The 16940-nt window shown below is 55.0% G+C and carries 15 protein-coding genes; 4 read left to right on the top strand and 11 right to left on the bottom strand.

What is annotated here, in order from left to right; translation table 11 throughout:
• Positions 1 to 129: 129 nt before the first annotated feature.
• Positions 130 to 2310 (top strand): ATP-dependent DNA helicase DinG, encoded by a 2181-nt coding sequence (gene dinG / locus FHW74_RS13030; protein ID WP_183170850.1) that lies wholly within the window; start codon positions 130 to 132, stop codon positions 2308 to 2310.
• 87 nt (positions 2311 to 2397) lie between these two features.
• A complete protein-coding gene (gene ybiB, locus FHW74_RS13025; RefSeq protein ID WP_183170849.1) occupies positions 2398 to 3366 on the top strand; it encodes a DNA-binding protein YbiB in 969 nt (322 codons plus the stop codon).
• Between the two features lie 32 nt (positions 3367 to 3398).
• Here the strand turns inward: ybiB and adeD are convergent, their stop codons facing one another.
• The 4 genes from adeD to mcbA form a co-directional block, all read right to left on the bottom strand.
• Positions 3399 to 5165, bottom strand: coding sequence for an adenine deaminase (gene adeD / locus FHW74_RS13020; RefSeq protein WP_183170848.1), 1767 nt, complete (start codon positions 5163 to 5165; stop codon positions 3399 to 3401).
• Between the two features lie 299 nt (positions 5166 to 5464).
• Entirely contained in the window at positions 5465 to 5725 is a 261-nt protein-coding gene (gene ybiJ, locus FHW74_RS13015; RefSeq protein WP_183170847.1) for a DUF1471 family protein YbiJ, read from the bottom strand.
• A gap of 155 nt (positions 5726 to 5880) precedes the next feature.
• Positions 5881 to 6021, bottom strand: coding sequence for a hypothetical protein (locus FHW74_RS13010; protein WP_183170846.1), 141 nt, complete (start codon positions 6019 to 6021; stop codon positions 5881 to 5883).
• Between the two features lie 70 nt (positions 6022 to 6091).
• Complete coding sequence (mcbA, locus tag FHW74_RS13005) at positions 6092 to 6352, bottom strand: DUF1471 family periplasmic protein McbA (RefSeq protein WP_183170845.1); 261 nt, start codon at positions 6350 to 6352, stop codon at positions 6092 to 6094.
• 378 nt (positions 6353 to 6730) lie between these two features.
• Between mcbA and rlmF the strand changes: the two genes are divergently transcribed.
• Positions 6731 to 7660, top strand: a complete 930-nt coding sequence (rlmF, locus tag FHW74_RS13000) for a 23S rRNA (adenine(1618)-N(6))-methyltransferase RlmF (RefSeq protein WP_183170844.1) — start codon at positions 6731 to 6733, stop codon at positions 7658 to 7660.
• On the opposite strand, the gene ybiO is transcribed toward rlmF, so the two are convergent.
• The 6 genes from ybiO to rhtA form a co-directional block, all read right to left on the bottom strand.
• Positions 7661 to 9919, bottom strand: coding sequence for a mechanosensitive channel protein (gene ybiO / locus FHW74_RS12995; protein WP_183170843.1), 2259 nt, complete (start codon positions 9917 to 9919; stop codon positions 7661 to 7663). It lies immediately after the preceding gene.
• A 121-nt stretch (positions 9920 to 10040) separates the two neighbouring features.
• Entirely contained in the window at positions 10041 to 10763 is a 723-nt protein-coding gene (glnQ, locus tag FHW74_RS12990; RefSeq protein ID WP_183170842.1) for a glutamine ABC transporter ATP-binding protein GlnQ, read from the bottom strand.
• Positions 10760 to 11419 (bottom strand): glutamine ABC transporter permease GlnP, encoded by a 660-nt coding sequence (gene glnP, locus FHW74_RS12985; protein ID WP_125292436.1) that lies wholly within the window; start codon positions 11417 to 11419, stop codon positions 10760 to 10762. Before glnP ends, glnQ begins: the two co-directional genes overlap by 4 nt.
• A 100-nt stretch (positions 11420 to 11519) precedes the next feature.
• The gene (gene glnH, locus FHW74_RS12980) at positions 11520 to 12266 is read right to left on the bottom strand and encodes a glutamine ABC transporter substrate-binding protein GlnH (protein ID WP_183170841.1); all 747 of its coding nucleotides are present in this window, start codon (positions 12264 to 12266) and stop codon (positions 11520 to 11522) included.
• A 363-nt stretch (positions 12267 to 12629) separates the two neighbouring features.
• Positions 12630 to 13133 carry a DNA starvation/stationary phase protection protein Dps gene (gene dps / locus FHW74_RS12975; RefSeq protein ID WP_125292434.1) on the bottom strand — a complete coding sequence of 168 codons (504 nt, stop codon included), beginning with the start codon at positions 13131 to 13133 and terminating at the stop codon, positions 12630 to 12632.
• A gap of 301 nt (positions 13134 to 13434) precedes the next feature.
• Positions 13435 to 14322, bottom strand: a complete 888-nt coding sequence (gene rhtA / locus FHW74_RS12970) for a threonine/homoserine exporter RhtA (protein ID WP_183170840.1) — start codon at positions 14320 to 14322, stop codon at positions 13435 to 13437.
• Between the two features lie 352 nt (positions 14323 to 14674).
• Here rhtA and ompX point away from each other — a divergent pair, with 352 nt between their 5' ends.
• Positions 14675 to 15184 (top strand): outer membrane protein OmpX, encoded by a 510-nt coding sequence (ompX, locus tag FHW74_RS12965; RefSeq protein WP_183170839.1) that lies wholly within the window; start codon positions 14675 to 14677, stop codon positions 15182 to 15184.
• A gap of 62 nt (positions 15185 to 15246) precedes the next feature.
• On the opposite strand, the gene FHW74_RS12960 is transcribed toward ompX, so the two are convergent.
• Entirely contained in the window at positions 15247 to 16833 is a 1587-nt protein-coding gene (locus FHW74_RS12960) for a phosphoethanolamine transferase (RefSeq protein WP_183170838.1), read from the bottom strand.
• Positions 16834 to 16940 lie beyond the last annotated feature (107 nt).

The raw sequence follows: 16940 nt of genomic DNA, 5'->3' as shown, positions 1-16940 counted from the left end.
AACAGGGAGCCCACGCGGCTCCCTGGTTATTTCTGCGCGACGTCTCGCGTAACGGCAGGCTTTTGCTTTGCGGCGGCGGGATGAAGATGTCACAATAGTGGCTGTTTATACAGTATTTATGGTTCTGCTATGGCGTTATCCAGCGCACAAAAAACGCAAATCGCGGCGTGGTACAAGGCGCTGCAACTGCAAATCCCCGACTTTATCCCCCGCGCCCCGCAGCGGCAGATGATTGCGGAAGTCGCTAAGACGCTGGCGGGTGATGAAGGGCGGCATCTGGCGATTGAAGCGCCCACCGGCGTGGGTAAGACGCTGTCATACCTGATCCCCGGCATCGCCATTGCCCGCGACGAGCAAAAAACGCTGGTGGTGAGCACTGCCAACGTCGCGCTACAGGACCAGATTTTCAGCAAAGATTTACCGCTGCTGAAAAAGATCATTCCCGACCTGCGTTTTACCGCCGCCTTCGGCCGTGGGCGCTACGTCTGTCCGCGCAATCTCGCCGCGCTGGCCAGCACCGAGCCTTCCCAGCAGGATTTACTGGCGTTTCTTGATGACGAGCTGACGCCTAACAGCCAGGAGGAGCAAAAGTTTTGCGCCACGCTGAAAACCGAGCTCGACAGCTATAAATGGGATGGCCTGCGCGATCATAGCCATAAGGCGATTGACGACGACCTGTGGCGACGGTTAAGCACCGATAAAGCCAGCTGCCTGAACCGCAACTGCCACTACTATCGCGAATGCCCGTTTTTTGTCGCGCGGCGCGAAATTCAGGAGGCGGAAGTCGTCGTGGCTAACCATGCGCTGGTGATGGCGGCGCTGGAGAGTGAATCGGTGCTGCCGGAGCCGAAAAACCTGCTGCTGGTGCTGGATGAAGGCCACCATTTGCCGGACGTGGCGCGCGACGCGCTGGAGATGAGCGCCGAGATCACCGCGCCCTGGTACCGGCTCCAGCTCGATCTGTTCTGCAAGCTAATCGCCACCTGTCTGGAACAGTTCCGCCCGAAAACCACGCCGCCGCTGGCGACGCCGGAGCGGCTGAACGCCCATTGCGAAGAGCTGTATGAGCATATCGCCTCGCTGAATAACATCCTCAATCTCTATTTGCCGCCCGCCCAGGAGGCGGAGCACCGCTTCGCCATGGGCGAATTGCCCGCAGAGATTATGGAAATCTGCCAACGGCTGGCGAAACTTACCGAGCAGTTGCGCGGTCTGGCGGAGCTGTTTTTAAACGATCTCAGCGAGAAAACCGCCAGCCATGATGTGGTGCGCCTGCATCGCGTACTGCTGCAAATGAACCGCGCGCTGGGCATGTTCGAGAGCCAGAGCAAACTGTGGCGGCTGTCGGCGATGGCGCAGGCCTCCGGCGCGCCGGTGACCAAATGGGCAACCCGTGAGGTGCGCGAAGGCCAGTTGCATCTGTTCTTCCACTGCGTGGGGATCCGCGTCAGCGATCAGCTGGAAAAACTGCTGTGGCGCAGCGTGCCGCATATTGTGGTGACCTCTGCCACGCTGCGTTCGCTAAACAGCTTCTCTCGTTTACAGGAAATGAGCGGGTTAAAAGACAACGCGGGCGACCGCTTTGTGGCGCTGGATTCGCCGTTTAATCATGTCGAGCAGGGCAAAATCGTCATTCCGCAAATGCAGTATGAACCGCTTATCGACAACGAAGAGCAGCATCTGGCGGAAATGGCGGCGTTTTTCCGCCAGCAAGTGGAGAGTAAAAAGCACCTCGGGATGCTGGTGCTGTTCGCCAGTGGGCGCGCCATGCTGCGTTTTCTTGACCACGTTGCCGACCTGCGGCTGTTGCTGCTGGTACAGGGCGATAAACCGCGCTCCCGGCTGATCCAACTGCACCGCCAGCGGGTGGAAAACGGCGAGCGCAGCGTGCTGATTGGCCTGCAATCCTTCGCCGAAGGGCTGGATTTAAAAGGCGATCTGCTGACGCAGGTGCACATTCATAAAATTGCCTTTCCGCCTATCGATAGCCCGGTGGTGATCACCGAAGGGGAGTGGCTGAAAAGCCTCAACCGCTATCCGTTTGAAGTGCAAAGCCTGCCGAGCGCGTCGTTTAACCTGATCCAGCAGGTAGGACGCTTAATCCGCAGCCATGAATGCCGGGGCGAAGTGATCATTTACGATAAGCGGCTGCTGACTAAAAATTACGGCAAACGCCTGCTGGACGCGCTGCCGGTGTTCCCGATTGAGCGGCCCGATGTGCCGGAAGTGAAGCCGCTGAAACCTGCCGGGGACAAAGCACGCCGTACCAAAGGCGGCGCTTACAGCCGACGGCGACGCGCCGGGAAATAGGTCCGCAACGATAACAGGCTGAAAACAGTAACTGTTATCTATTCACAGCAGCTATAGTGTCCTCATTATGTAGCGAGGAGAAATGTCGTGGACTACCGCAAAATCATTAAAGAAGTCGGACGGGGTAAAAATCACGCCCGGGATCTGGATCGCGAGACCGCCCGCGAGCTGTATACCGCGATGCTGAACGGCGAAGTGCCGGACCTGGAACTGGGCGGCATCCTGATCGCGCTACGCATTAAAGGTGAAGGCGAGGCGGAAATGCCTGGCTTCTATGAGGCGATGCAGCAGCAGACCATCAGGTTGACGCCGCCGGTCGCTAAACCGATGCCGATTGTTATCCCCAGCTACAACGGCGCGCGTAAACAGGCCAACCTGACGCCGCTTTTGGCGGTTTTGTTGAATAAACTCGGATTCCCGGTGGTGGTGCACGGTGTCAGCGAAGACCCGACGCGGGTACTGACCCAGACCATTTTCGAGCTGATGGGCATTGAGCCGACGCTGCATGCCGGGCAGGCGCAGGCCAAACTGGAAGGCCATCAGCCGGTGTTTATTCCGGTGAGCGCCCTGTGCCCGCCGCTGGAAAAACAGCTGAATATGCGCTGGCGGATGGGCGTGCGCAACAGCGCCCACACGCTGGCGAAGCTGGCGACGCCGTTTGCCGAAGACGCGGCGCTGCGTCTGTCGAGCGTGTCGCACCCGGAGTACATTACCCGGGTGGCAAACTTTTTCAGCGATATCGGCGGTCGCGGTCTGTTGATGCACGGCACTGAAGGGGAAGTGTATGCCAATCCGCAGGGCTGCCCGCAAATCAATCTGATTGACGCCCAGGGCGTGCGGGTATTGACCGAACGCCAGAGCGCGCCGGAAGCGCCGCCGCTTTCGCTGCCATCGGCGAAAGATCCGGAGACCACCGCGCGCTGGATTGAGCGCTGCATCGCCGGAAGCGAGCCGGTCCCGACGGCGATCAAACGCCAACTCGCCTGCTGCCTGGTGGCGACCGGGGAAGCGCAGACGCTGGAAGACGCGCTGGCGCGCGTCGCGCAAAGTTATTAATTTTTTCCAGGCCCGCCCGGATGGCGGGCGGGTTACTCCTCTACCGCCAGCCGGGTAAAACAGAAACGCTCGCCGTCAAACAACCCCTGGCTGGTAAGCTTCAGTGCCGGGATCACCGGCAGCGATAAAAATCCCATCTGGATGAAAGGTTCATCGAGCATCACGCCACACGCCCGGCAGGCGGCTTTTAAGTTATCGATCTGCTGCGCCAGTTCATCCGCCGTTTGGCTACTCATCAGCCCGGCGATGGGCAACGGCAGATGGCTAACCACTGCGCCCTGTTGCGCCACGCACAGCCCGCCGCCGTCGGCAATGACCTGATTCACCGCGCAGGCCATATCCACCGGGTTACGGCCAATCACCACCAGATTATGGCTGTCATGGCTGACGGTCGAGGCCAGCGCCCCGTCGCGCAAGCCAAAGCCCATCAGCAGGCCCAGCGCGGCGGGCGTCTGGTGCCCGTAGCGCTCCAGTACCGCGATAAAGCAGATATCATCCTCATCAAACGCGTTATCCGACCACGAATACTCCCGGGCGCGGGTAATCAACGCATTGGGAATAACCTCAATCGCCCGATAGCGCGCGCCGGATGTCAGGCGCAGTGTGAGTTCTTCAGGCGTGACCCTCGCGCGTTGCACCGTATTGCCCAGCGGCGGCCGGGATTGATTTAGCCGCGCCGCTTCGTTCGCCTGCAACAGCGGCCCGCAAACCGGTTTGCCTTTGACCCACACACTCTGCACGTCGACCTGATGGGCATCCTTGAGCAACACGATATCTGCCTGCTTGCCGGGCGCGATCAGACCCAGATGTTTAAAACCAAAATGGCGCGCGGGCGACCAGGTCGCCACGCGGTAGGCCACGTGCAGCGGCACGTCATGCTGATTAATCAGCCGGCGGATCAGCGCGTCAATATGGCCTTCATGGGCGATTTCCCACGGGTTGCGATCGTCGGTACACAACATGCATTGCGGGCTACTGAACTCAGAAATTAACGGTGCCAGCGCGTTGAGATTGCGGGCCGCGGAACCTTCGCGGATCATCAGCGCCATCCCGGCGGCCAGCTTTTCGCGTCCTTCCGCCAGCGTGTGGCTTTCATGGCAGTTTTCGATACCCGCCGCGATATAGCCGTTAAGCGCTTTTCCCGAAACGCCGGGGCAATGACCGTCTAAAGTGAGATGACGGAACGCATCCAGCTTAGCGAGGATAGCGTCGTCTCCCTGGATCACGCCGGGGTAGTCCATCATTTCGCCCAGCCCGCTAATCAACGGATGCGCGCGCCATTTTTCCATCGCGCTGAGGGGAAATGCCGCGCCGTTAATATCGCTGCCCGCCAGCGCCGGGACGCAGGAGCTGACCTGGATGTACTGGTTCTGTTGGGCCTTTTCCGCACAGCGTACAAACCATTCGAAACCCGCTTCGCCCATCACATTGACGATTTCATGGGGATCGCACACCAGCGTAGTGAGCCCGCGCGGCAGGGTGGCGGATTCAAAGGTGACGGGCGACATCATGCTGGATTCAATATGCAGATGGGCGTCGATAAAACCGGGAACCGCCACGGCGTTCTCGGCATCGATGCGGCGCACGGCGGGCGCATCGCGATATTCAGGCCCAATGCCAGCAATCATTTTGCCTTTAATCACAATCGGCCCGGGAAACGTGCCGCCGTTGATTAAATCGAGAATGACGACATTATCAATAATATAATCCGCCGCACATTCACCGCGCGCCACGGCTAATACTTCCTTGAGTGCATCCCGTTTAATTCCATGTGAGGTGGAAATTAAATTTGCAGGCATTTATTTTCTCACTTTGATTTTATTAAATTGATAAATTTATTATCGTTTTTATTTTTCAGTTGATTTTAGTTTAGCGAGACAATAGCGGTGCGGATGTGATTACAATCACTGAATAAACAGCGGCGAGGGGGAGGGTAAATAAGCGCATGGGGTTAAAGAATATTTTTTCTTTTTCTGCAATTAATCTTTTTGCTTCACAGCAAGCTAAATGGGCAAAAAAAAGCCCGTCCAGGGCCGGACGGGCAAACAAGGGTAACAGCAGAGTCAAAGGTTGAGGGTAATTCGTTGGCGGATCTGAATTATTTATAGATAGTCGCAGTGCCGCTGATTTTATTGTTGGTGTTTGCAGAGGTGATTGCGTAGCTGGTGGCGCCCGCGGCTTCTGCTTTAGCCGCCAGTTTTGCTTCCAGACCATCCAGCGTAGTCGCGCCGTCAGCGGAAACCACGCCGATTTTATTTAAACCGCTGGTATCAGCCGGGTTGATGGATTGCGCAGCGAAAGCGCCGAAAGATAAGGTTGAAAGAATCAGTGCTGCGGCAGCATATTTAGTGGTTTTCATCAGGTATTCCTCGTGAGTTATTCTGTAAATATGACGTTGTTCCGTCGATGTGATAAGTATCACGGTTTTTTGCGAGAGATAAAATCTAAACAAATTGACGGCGTCATTCTAAAAATTTGAACATTAATTAATTTATTGATTTTTAATGGTTATTTTCAGATAACGACGGTTTTTGCCGGTGTGTTTGTGCAGGCGGCGCCATGAGGGCATTTATTGCCAACATAAGTTGAAATATTGGTGGGCTGAATAGCAATCGCTTGCATTGCAGGATAAAAAAAGCCCACTGCTTCGCTCATTTTTCAGCGTCACGATTAGCCGAACGTCTTAATCTCTGATAAGCGAGCGAGGTAGTAGGCTGACAGGCGGTTATTTATAAATGGTGGCGGTGCCGTACATAGAGTCATCGCCACCCGCTGAATTGACGATATACCATTTTGCGCCTTCCCGACGGGCTTTTTCCGCCAGTTTATCTTCGAGATCGCTAAGGTCACGCGCGCCGCTCACCGACACGGTGCCGGAGGGACGAAGTTGACTGGAGTTATCATCCAGCATGACGGGCGCTGCGTGCGTCACAAAGGCGAAAGAAGAAAGAGCAAGGGCAGTACTTAACGCGAGCAATTTTTTCATAATCACATCCTCGGGGTGTCACAACGCTGATTTTATGATTCAGCTTTTTAAGTGTAGGAGGCGAATTATGTGATTCAACGCAAAAAATTGACGGTGTTGTGCTTATTTTTTGAACAACATAACTTGACGAAGCATGACACAACGATGAAATTTAACCCTTTGAAATTTGGCTGTTATTTTTACTTTACCCGGCATAAACAGTAAGATGCACCGCTATTGTGCAATTACGCTGCGCGAACTTTGCATTTTCTGCACATTGCTGCGGCGGTTATGGCGTAATTCCACGCTTTTTCGCTCTCCGGAGCGGGAAAATTTGGCGGTGATGTTTACCCTGCGTCAGTGAGCGGGTATTGTACGCGCCCACCAGGGAGAAAATCGATGACTACCAAACCCGGCCTGCACCCGCGCAACCGCCACCAGAACCGCTATGACTTTACTGCTTTGCAACAGGCCAGCCCTGAGCTGACGGCATTTGTGCGCCGTTCGCCTGCCGGGGAGCCGACAATCGATTTTGCCGATCCCCTGGCAGTAAAAGCCCTTAACCGGGCGTTGCTGGCCCACCATTATCAGGTTAAAAACTGGGACATTCCGGACGGTTTCCTGTGCCCGCCTGTGCCGGGGCGTGCCGATTATATCCATCATCTGGCGGATCTGTTGGCTCAAAGCAACGAGGGCGAAATCCCGCGTAACGCCACGGTGCTCGACATCGGCGTCGGGGCAAACTGCATCTATCCGCTGATTGGTCACCATGAATACGGCTGGCGTTTTACCGGCAGCGAAGTCAACGACGAGGCGTTAAAAAGCGCCAATGCGATCATTCTTGCTAATCCGGGGCTTAACCAAGCGATTCGCCTGCGCCGCCAGAAAACGCCAGGGGCGATCCTCAATGGCATTATCCATAAAAATGAGTTTTACGACGCCACGATCTGTAATCCGCCGTTCCATGATTCGCAGGCGACCGCCGCAGCCAGCAGCGAGCGTAAACGCCGCAACCTGGGGCTGAATGACAACGCGCAGCTTAACTTCGGCGGCCAGCAGCAGGAGCTGTGGTGCGAGGGCGGGGAAGTGGCGTTTATCACCACGCTGATTCAGGAAAGTAAGGCCTTTGCCCGTCAGGTGATGTGGTTTACCACACTGGTTTCAAAAGGGGACAATCTCCCTGGGCTGTATCGCGTGCTGCAACAGACGGGCGTCGAAAAAGTAGTGAAGGTGGAAATGGCGCAGGGTCAAAAGCAGAGCCGCTTTATCGCCTGGACTTTCCACAACGATGCCCAGCGTTCCCGCCGGGCATCGTCCGCCGCTCGCTGATTACACCGTGGGATTAGCAGGCGGCAATGCGCTGCCTGCCGCCGCTTCGCTGTTAATGACCGCCGCGTCCGGCCCCGGCTGCATCACCTGTACGGTTTGCACCGGCGGCCTGATGCCCGCTTTATCAAAGTGTTTTTTCACCATGCTGTCGAGCGCAAACCGCACCGTCCACTGCTTCAGCGGCTGGGTGGTGAAGGTGACGCGAATGGTAAAGGCGGTATTAGTCAGGCCGACAATCCCGGCAAACGAGGGCTGGCCAATCACCAGCGGACGGATATCATCGTTTTGCAGCACCTCATCCACCGCATCGCGCAGAGCGCGGTTAGCTTTTTCAGCATCCTCCCCACGATCGACATCATAGTTGGCGACAAACGAGCCAATACCGCGCACAAAGTTAGCGAAGGTGGTGATCGATGACCACGGGATAATATGGTACGCGCCGGTATCCTGGCGCACCCCCACTGAACGAATCGACATCCGTTCAACGGTGCCGGTAATCGGCCCGATGGTCACTAAATCGCCGGTATTCATCCCGTTCTCAAACTGGATAAAAATCCCGGTGATAATATCCTTCACCAGTGTCTGCGAGCCAAATGACACCGCCAGCCCCAGCGCGCCTGCGCCCGCCAGCAGCGGGGCAATATTCACGCCGATTTCCGACAGCACAATCATAATGGTAATGGTGCTGATCACCACCGCCAGCGCGTTACGGAACAGCGTCAGCAGTGTGCGGGTACGGGCGCTGGGCATCGGGCGGCCATGTATATCCGACGACAGACGGTTTTCGATCAGGCTGGCCAGAATGGTCCAGCCCACGGCGGAGAAAAAGACAATCAGGAAGATGCGGATCAGGATATCGACGGTTTTCTCGCCCGCTCCCTGCGTCAGCCACGCCCAGACATCAAACAGCCCCCAGGCATCCAGCAACAGCAGAAGCGCCACGACCACCGTCAGAATACGCGCCACTTTCAGGGAGGCGGAAAGCCAACTGTTGATGCGTTTTTGCAATTCCGGATAGTTGCGCTGCACTTCAGGCGACAGGGTGATGCGTTTGGCGATCCAGCGCGACAGCATCCCGGAAATAAACGCCGCCACGCTGATGATCGCCAGGCTTTTTAGCGTCGCGCCCATCATAAACTTCAGGCTGTTGCCCGGATCGAACAGCGAGAAGAACATTAGCACGATAAAGTAGGCGCTGGCGACCCAGTGCCACACCAGCGCGAAGGCGCGGATAAACAGGCTAAAAAACGCCAGTGAGCGATCGGCGAGATGAATCAAATCCTGCTGGATCAGGCGTTTATTTTTGAAAATTAGCGCCAGCGCCCAGAGGGTGATGGTCAGCATGATGGCCACATTCGCCAGCGCCCCCGCCTGGACGTTGATCTGGTTAGAGATAATCGGTACAGCGACCAGCAAACCGTAGCCAATCAGACTACTCAGGGCGCTGAGGCGCAAATTCCAGTAACTGGCGCTTTCGTCGTTGATATTGAACGGGCGCAGTTGAGGAAAGCGTGGGCAGAAAATCAGCCGCAGAATGGCCTTAAAGAATTCAATCAGCGCGAAGGCATTGAGAAACAAGCCCTGCTGGCGCGCGATGGTGCGGTTACCGGCGTTCATCATATCGCTAAGAATTTGTCCGACGAACAGGGTAAGCGAGAGTAACGCCAGGTCGATAATCAAGGCGCCGATAATCATCAGCGGTAGATGGAACCAACTGCTGCGGTCGCGATTTCTGCGCCGACCCCATTCGCCCATTTTGCGGTATAGCGGGCTCACCGCCATCCGTACCAGCCAGTAAAACGCGAATACCGCCATCGCCAGCCCAATAAAGTGGGTAAAGGCGTTAATAAACGTTTGCTGGTTAAAGGCCTTATGCGGCGCGCCGGTGATATTGCGATGCAGTTGCGCGAAACGCGACGCCAGTTCACCGCCGTAATGGCGGGTGATGTCGGTGACGTTTTCGAGAACGGTTTTTTCTTCTTCAATTGGCGGCGGCGTGAGGGTGGGAACCGGCTCCGGCGGCGGCGTGGCGGCTACCTGACGTAACTGGTCGATAAGCTCGGTACGCGACTGTTCGTTATCCAGCACGTCGGCCAACGCGCCGTAAGCGGCTTTCTTTTCAGCCAGATCGGGTTCTGGAGGCGGCGCGTCGGTTTTGTTTTCGGTGGTCGTTGCCGCGCCGACCGCCGCCGCGGGTAGCGAGACGACCTGCAAGGGGGCGCACACTAACATCAGCATCAGCAAAAGAATTCGCGACACAGGCTCCTCCGGATTGAGAAAGTGACACAAAAAACCTAAGTATAGTGTCCGGTACGGGCCTGGCGGGAAATGGGGATTAATCCGGGGCAATAAAAAACCCCCTCGCATGAGGGGGTTAGTATCAGGAGACGTGCTGCAAAAATTCCTGCAAACGTTGGCTGGGCGGGTTCTCGATCAGCGTTTGCGGATTGCCGTCTTCGGCTATCCGGCCTTTGTCGATAAAGATCAGCCGGGACGCCACTTTTTCGGCAAAGCCGATTTCGTGGGTCACGATCACCATTGTCATGCCTTCCTCCGCCAGATCCTGCATCACTTTTAATACTTCGTGGCGCAGTTCCGGGTCGAGGGCCGAGGTCGGCTCATCGAACAGCATCATTTTCGGTTTGACCGCCAGCGCGCGGGCAATCGCCACGCGCTGCTGCTGGCCGCCGGACAGCTCGGAAGGATAGTGATGGGCGCGTTCCGCCAGCCCCACTTTCGCCAGCAGCGACTGGGCCAGTTTTTCCGCTTCCGCTTTCGACGCGCCGCGCACCCGCAGTGGGCCGAACATCACGTTCTCAAGGGCAGTCAGGTGCGGGAACAGATAAAACTGCTGGAACACCATGCCCGCTTCCTGGCGGATCAGGCGCTCGTCGACTTTCGGATCGTTGACCTTCAGCCCGTCGACTATCAGATCGCCGCTGGTGATCTCTTCCAGTTTGTTAATGCAGCGCAGCAGCGTGGATTTACCGGAGCCGGACGGGCCGATAATCACCACCACTTCGCCCTGGGTAATGTGCAAATCGATATTGTGCAGCACCTGGGTTGCGCCAAAGTGCTTGGAAACGTTTTTAAATTCAATCACAGGATTTTCATCCTTCTTTCAAGACGACGCAGTACGAAACTCAACACCAGGGTGATGATCAGATAGAACACCGCAACGGCGCTCCAGATTTCCAGCGCGCGGAAGTTGCCGGCGATGATTTCCTGGCCCTGGCGGGTTAACTCGGCGACGCCGATCACAATAAACAGCGAGGTATCTTTAATGCTGATAATCCACTGGTTGCCCAGCGGCGGCAGCATACGGCGCAGCGCCAGCGGTAAAATCACGTGGCGAATGGTTTCGCGACGCGACAGCCCCAGCGCCAGGCCTGCTTCCTTAAAGCCTTTATGGATAGACAGCACCGCGCCGCGGGTGATTTCCGCGATATACGCGCCGGAGTTGATCATGATGGTCACCACCGCCGCGCTGAACGGGTCGATGCGCAGGTCGGTAAACGCCATGGGCAGGGCGAAGTAAATAAACATCACCTGCACCACAATCGGCGTACCGCGAATCACTTCAATAAACACCAGGGCGATGTGGTTGGCGATCCAGCCGCCGTACGTGCGGGCGAAGCCTGCAACCAGGCCGATAATCAGGCCGCCGACCAGACCGAGGATCGAAATCCACAGGGTCATTTTGGCGCCTTCAATCAGGAGGGGAATGGCGGGCCAGATGGCGCTCCAGTCAAACTGCATGATGATATCCTGTTGTACCGTGGTTCAAAATGAGAGGGGCGAATGGCCGCCCCTCAGAGTCGCGCCGACGGATCGGCGCTGTTATTAAGTCTGCGTATTATTATTTTGGTTCAGTACCGAACCATTTTTTATAAATTTCGTTATAGGTGCCGTTGTCGCGCAGGGTTTTCAGCGCGCCGTTCACTTTCTCACGCAGTTCGTCGCTGCCTTTCGGGAAGGCGATGCCGTACTGCTGTGCTTCCAGTGAATCACCTACCGCTTTGAACTGGCCGTTGCCCGCGGTTTTGATGAAGTACAGAATGTTTGGTGTATCGTGCAGCACCGCGTCAGCGCGGTTGGTGCCGAGTTCCATGTACGCGTTGTCGATGTTCGGGAACTGGCGCAGGTCTTTGGTTTTGATGTTTGCTTTCGCGTAATCAACAGAACCAGTACCGCTCTTCACGGCAACCACTTTACCGTCCAGATCTTTCACGCTTTTCACGTCGTTGTTGTTGGCTTTCACCATCACCAGCAGGCCGCTTTTGTAGTAGCCGTCGGAGAAATCGATCGCTTTTTTACGCTCGTCAGTAATGGTGATACCCGCCAGCGCCAGGTCGACGTTTTTGGTTTGCAGAGCCGGGATGATGCCGCTGAAATCCATCGGCTTCAGTTCGTAATCCAGCTTCAGTTCTTTCGCAACGGCAGCCCACAGATCCACGTCAAAGCCCACATACTTATCGCCTTGCTTGAATTCAAAGGGAACGAATGCGGTATCGGTCGCCACGACCAATTTTTTATCAGCAGCCTGAGAAGAGACGGCGAAAGCCAGGGTAAGTGCAGCAAGTGACACTTTCAAAATCGACTTCATAGCTTTTCCTTTTTTAAATCCACGGGACGATCCCCAGCGAGACAGCCTTAGTATGAAAAATTCGTGCCAACATTACAACCTGCTGATTTCAATGGAGTTGAAAAAGACGCTTTGCACGGCTTACGGAGCAAAGTAGCCTCAATGCACCATTTTAGAGCACCAATTTGGTGCATCAGTGGAATGGAATGTTGATAAGCCCTATTAAGCGGTCAAACAGGCCAGAAAACAATCTTTCATTAACGATTGTGTGAGGTGATTATTACAAAAAAATAACGTTTCGCGGGAAGGGAAGGAAATGCAGTGCGCCAAAAGAGTGCAAAACCCCCTCGCGAAGGAGGGGGCACAATAAGAAAAATGTCTGGCTTACTCGATGTTGGATTCAATGAACCAGAGGAATTTATCCAGGTCGCGGGAGGCGGCAGTGAAGATGTCGGCGGTATCTTCGTCTTTCGCTTCCTCGATGGCTTTACGCACATCGTTTGCGACTACAGCGTAACGATCGGCCAGTTCTTTCAGGTGATCCTGCACGCTGTGGATGTCCAGGGGATAGCTTTTCAGCGCCGTTTTGCTATTGATAACCTGCGTGGTGCCCAGCGCAACGCCGCCGAGCTGAACTGCACGTTCTGCAATGGTATCAAGGTGATCGGTAAGCGCTGTGCGGAAGCCATCAAGCATTTCATGAACGCCGATAAAGTTTGCGCCGCGCATGTTCCAGTGGGCCTGTTTGGTGATTAAAGACAGGTCGATGAACTGGACTAACTGGCGGTTCAGCAACTCAATCGTCGCTTTCTTATCGCTATCTGCCACATCGTTGCGGGTATATAGCAGATTAGAAGTTTTTGTTTTAACCAATTTAGCGGTACTCATAATCTCATATCCTCTTGATGTTATGTCCCAATTGAATTACCGGAAATAAGTATAGCACCGGGTTTTGAGTCTGCTGTTTTGGATATACCTATCGGTTAAATAGCGAGAGATGCCTTGCACCACTTTAAACCATTAAAATCAATAAGTTGGTTTTGAGCGATCGGTTTTAAAATTAGACGTAAATAAATATGTCCCTGACAGGTAATTATTCTCAATCGCAACCCTAACTGCTGCTGCAATAATCCTGGATGAAAACTAAGATTATTCCGCATCCTATTTTAACGATGCGGAATAAGAGCCATTAATTTATATCGACGCTTTTTATTTGCGGCTCACGCTTGATGGTAAGCGTGGAGCCAATCGAGGCGATCACGATCGAAACCAGCGCCAGAAGCTGCGTGCCGGTCAGGGTTTCGCCGAGGAAAATCATCCCGGAAAACGCCGCCAACGCGGGCTCCATACTCATTAATGTCCCGAAAGTGCGGGTGGGCAGCCGGGTCAGCGCCACCATCTCCAGGGAGTAGGGAAGGGCCGTAGACAGAATCGCGACCCCAATCCCTAATGGCAGCAGCGACCAGTGCCAGAGCGCATCGCCCGCTTGCCAGGCGCCAATGGGCACAAACACCATCGCGGCGATAAGTGAACCGAGCGCGACCGTCGCCGGACCGTGATCGGCCCCGGCGCGCTGGCCAGTGACGATATATAACGCCCAGCAGGCCCCCGCGCCTAACGCGCAGGCCGCGCCGAGCGGATCGACATGCGTGACGTCTTGGCCGAGGGGCAATAAAAACCACATTCCCAGCACCGCCAGGATCACCCAAATGAAATCCACGGCGCGGCGTGAGGAAAACAGCGCCAGCGCCAACGGGCCCGTGAATTCCAGCGCAACGGCGATACCCAGCGGAACAGTGCGAATGGACAAATAAAACAGGTAATTCATACCGCCCAGCGCCAGGCCGTACATCAGTAGCGGAAGACGTTGTTCCCGGGTAAAGCGTAGCCGCCAGGGTTTAAAGATAATGACCAAAATCAGCGTTCCCAGCGCCAGGCGCAGCGCGGTTACGCCCGGCGCCCCGACCAGCGGAAACAGCGTTTTAGCCAGGGATGCGCCACTCTGAATGGAAATCATGGCGATAAGGAGAGTGACTACCGGAACCCAGATGGGCGTTTTACGGGACAACGTTGGCATCCTGCACCTGTCAATTTGTGTCAGCGATCGGTAAAGCTGGCAGTGTAATGTAAATAATGCGTAATGGTTGAGCGTTTGTTGAAAAAAATCCGCCCGCTCAGCCCTAGAATGTAGGGATGTTGGCGGAAAAAGCTACAGAATCTTTTAAGAATTATCTGGATGTCTGGCAGATTCGTTGGGCCCCATAATGAACCGGTTACGTTAACTAATTGTTTTATTAGTGAGATACAGGGTGTTGGAAACGTTCTGTTACATGACGGCCCCTTTAGACAGCCTGAATCGCAAAGAGTTTCCCATAAATTTTTGGTATATTTAGTACTTTAGTTTTACTTGAAGCACATTTGAGGTGGTTATGAAAAAAATTGCATGTCTTTCAGCACTGGCTTGTGTTCTGGCCGTTTCCGTTGGTACAGCTAGCGCCGCAACCAGCACCGTGACCGGTGGTTATGCTCAGAGCGATTATCAGGGCGTAATGAACAAAGCTAACGGCTTCAACCTGAAATATCGTTATGAAAATGACACCCCGCTGGGCTACATCGGTTCCTTCACCTACACCGAAAAAGACCGTTCCGACAGCGATGCATACCGTAAAGGTCAGTACTACGGCATCACCGCAGGTCCGGCTTACCGTCTGAACGACTGGGCGAGCATCTATGGCGTTGTGGGTGTTGGCTACGGCAAATACCAGGATCGTAACTACACCACCGCTGACCACAACACCAGCGACTACGGTTTCTCTTACGGCGCGGGTATGCAGTTCAACCCGATGGAAAACGTTGCACTGGACGTTTCCTACGAGCAGAGCCGCATCCGTAACGTTGACGTTGGCACCTGGATCGCTGGCGTGGGTTACCGCTTCTAATCACTTCGGTGCTAATAAAAAATCCGCCTGATGGGCGGATTTTTTTTGCCTGCGGTTATCGGTTAGCGGGTGTGAGTTTCAAACACATCGCTGCCCAGGTGATCGTAATCGACCTTATTGAGCTTGAAGTTGGTGATGTAAACCGGACCGGCTTTCTGCTCTGATATGAACTTATAGCGGCTGGAAATTTCTTTGGTCTTTATCCCCGTCCACTGGGAGAAAAACGTCAGGAAATCGTTAGCGCTGCGGCGCGCTTTGATCACCCGGTGCGCTTTATCATCGCTGGACAGCACCATAAATGGCACCTGGAAATTTTGCTGGAACTGGTCGTCATGGGCCAGATACTGCACCTCTTTGCCGCGCTCCTTAAATGCCAACCCGTGATCGGAGAAATAGACCATCGAGAAGCTCTGACCGCTGTTCTGAAGCTGGCCATAGAGCTGTTTGAGCAATTCATCAGTTTGAGTGACGGAGTAGAGATAGCACGACGTCTCCTTCGACTGCACGAAATCAACGTATTTCCCCTGGGTCCGGTCACAGGCCTGCGGATGTGAGCCCATCAAATGCAGCACGATCAGCTGCGGCTGCGTGCGTTCGGTTTCCAGAACCTGGGCAGTCATCTTCAGCAGCGCTTCATCGCGGGTGTTTTTATCCGCTTCAAAATCGCCTTTTTTCAGGAACTGCACTTCGTCGGCGCGTTTAGCGATGCTGGCGATAGCGGTATCGTATTCGCCGATTTGCCCCTGATTAGAAAACCACCAGGTCTGAAAGCCGGCGCGGTTAGCCAGGGTAACAAAGTTATCCTGATACTGCGGTTTACCGTCCACCACGCGGTTTAGCGTCAGCCCGAGGGATTTCTGGGTAGAGCCGCTGGCGGCGATGTAGTCGGTGAACAGGGCGCCATTTACCGAGCTGGCGAACGGGCTGTTGTTCCAGTGGCCGCCGAATGCGCCCACCGCGTCGCGGCGCACGCTCTCGCCAATCACCACCACATAGGTGTGATACTTCGGCTTAACAGCCAGCACATTCCAGGAATCTTTAATCTGCGACAGCTGCGCCATGCGCTGCTGCTCGTCGATCACTTCCTGATTGTTGACGACCACATCTTTAACGAAGCGAAACACCGGGTAGCCGGTGTCTTTTAATTTGAATACGCCGCCCCAGGCGAGGTTCTGCAACGGCGCGACAAACACCGCCGCCACGCTGACGGCCAGGCACAGGCTGTCAAAATGCCGCCAGGGCGGATTTTTGACGATGGCTTTACGACGCAGCGCCATCACGCCCAGCGCGAAAATAAATACCGATACCAGATAGCTGTACCACGGGAAGATGGTCAGGATCTCGGTGGACTCTTCCATATTGGTAGAGTGCATCGCCAGCAGCGTATTGAAATTCGGCGCGCCGTAGGCCTGGCCGAAGGGGTAATACATCGCCGCCACCAGCGAACAGGTGCCGAGCAGGACTTTTTGCCCAACCGGCATTGCGCGCCACAGCAGTAATAAAACGCAGGTAAACGCCACCGCATACAGCAGGCTGAACGGATAACCCAGCGCGTAATTAATCAGTAAGGATTGCAGGAAATAGAAAGCCATCCACGGGTCGGGCATGAATCCATGGGCGGTTAAGGATTTTTTCAGCGTTACATTCATATCGCAACTTCAACAGAACGCCATGCGTGAACCCTGGCGTTAAGGGTATTGAGAGCCTGCCTGGGAGCTGGATAGAAGAGGGCGTGACCGCATTCTGCGAGCCGCTT

Origin of the sequence: Atlantibacter sp. RC6, from assembly GCF_014193285.1 — a bacterium.
GTDB lineage: Bacteria > Pseudomonadota > Gammaproteobacteria > Enterobacterales > Enterobacteriaceae > Atlantibacter.
This window is presented reverse-complemented; position numbering and strand designations above follow the sequence as displayed.

Coding starts and splice junctions, on each gene's coding strand:
- dinG (WP_183170850.1), top strand. CDS start 130: ATGGCGTTATCCAGCGCACAAAAAACGCAAATCGCGGCGTGGTACAAG.
- adeD (WP_183170848.1), bottom strand. CDS start 5,165: ATGCCTGCAAATTTAATTTCCACCTCACATGGAATTAAACGGGATGCA.
- ybiJ (WP_183170847.1), bottom strand. CDS start 5,725: ATGAAAACCACTAAATATGCTGCCGCAGCACTGATTCTTTCAACCTTA.
- FHW74_RS13010 (WP_183170846.1), bottom strand. CDS start 6,021: ATGAGCGAAGCAGTGGGCTTTTTTTATCCTGCAATGCAAGCGATTGCT.
- mcbA (WP_183170845.1), bottom strand. CDS start 6,352: ATGAAAAAATTGCTCGCGTTAAGTACTGCCCTTGCTCTTTCTTCTTTC.
- rlmF (WP_183170844.1), top strand. CDS start 6,731: ATGACTACCAAACCCGGCCTGCACCCGCGCAACCGCCACCAGAACCGC.
- glnP (WP_125292436.1), bottom strand. CDS start 11,419: ATGCAGTTTGACTGGAGCGCCATCTGGCCCGCCATTCCCCTCCTGATT.
- glnH (WP_183170841.1), bottom strand. CDS start 12,266: ATGAAGTCGATTTTGAAAGTGTCACTTGCTGCACTTACCCTGGCTTTC.
- dps (WP_125292434.1), bottom strand. CDS start 13,133: ATGAGTACCGCTAAATTGGTTAAAACAAAAACTTCTAATCTGCTATAT.
- rhtA (WP_183170840.1), bottom strand. CDS start 14,322: ATGCCAACGTTGTCCCGTAAAACGCCCATCTGGGTTCCGGTAGTCACT.
- ompX (WP_183170839.1), top strand. CDS start 14,675: ATGAAAAAAATTGCATGTCTTTCAGCACTGGCTTGTGTTCTGGCCGTT.
- FHW74_RS12960 (WP_183170838.1), bottom strand. CDS start 16,833: ATGAATGTAACGCTGAAAAAATCCTTAACCGCCCATGGATTCATGCCC.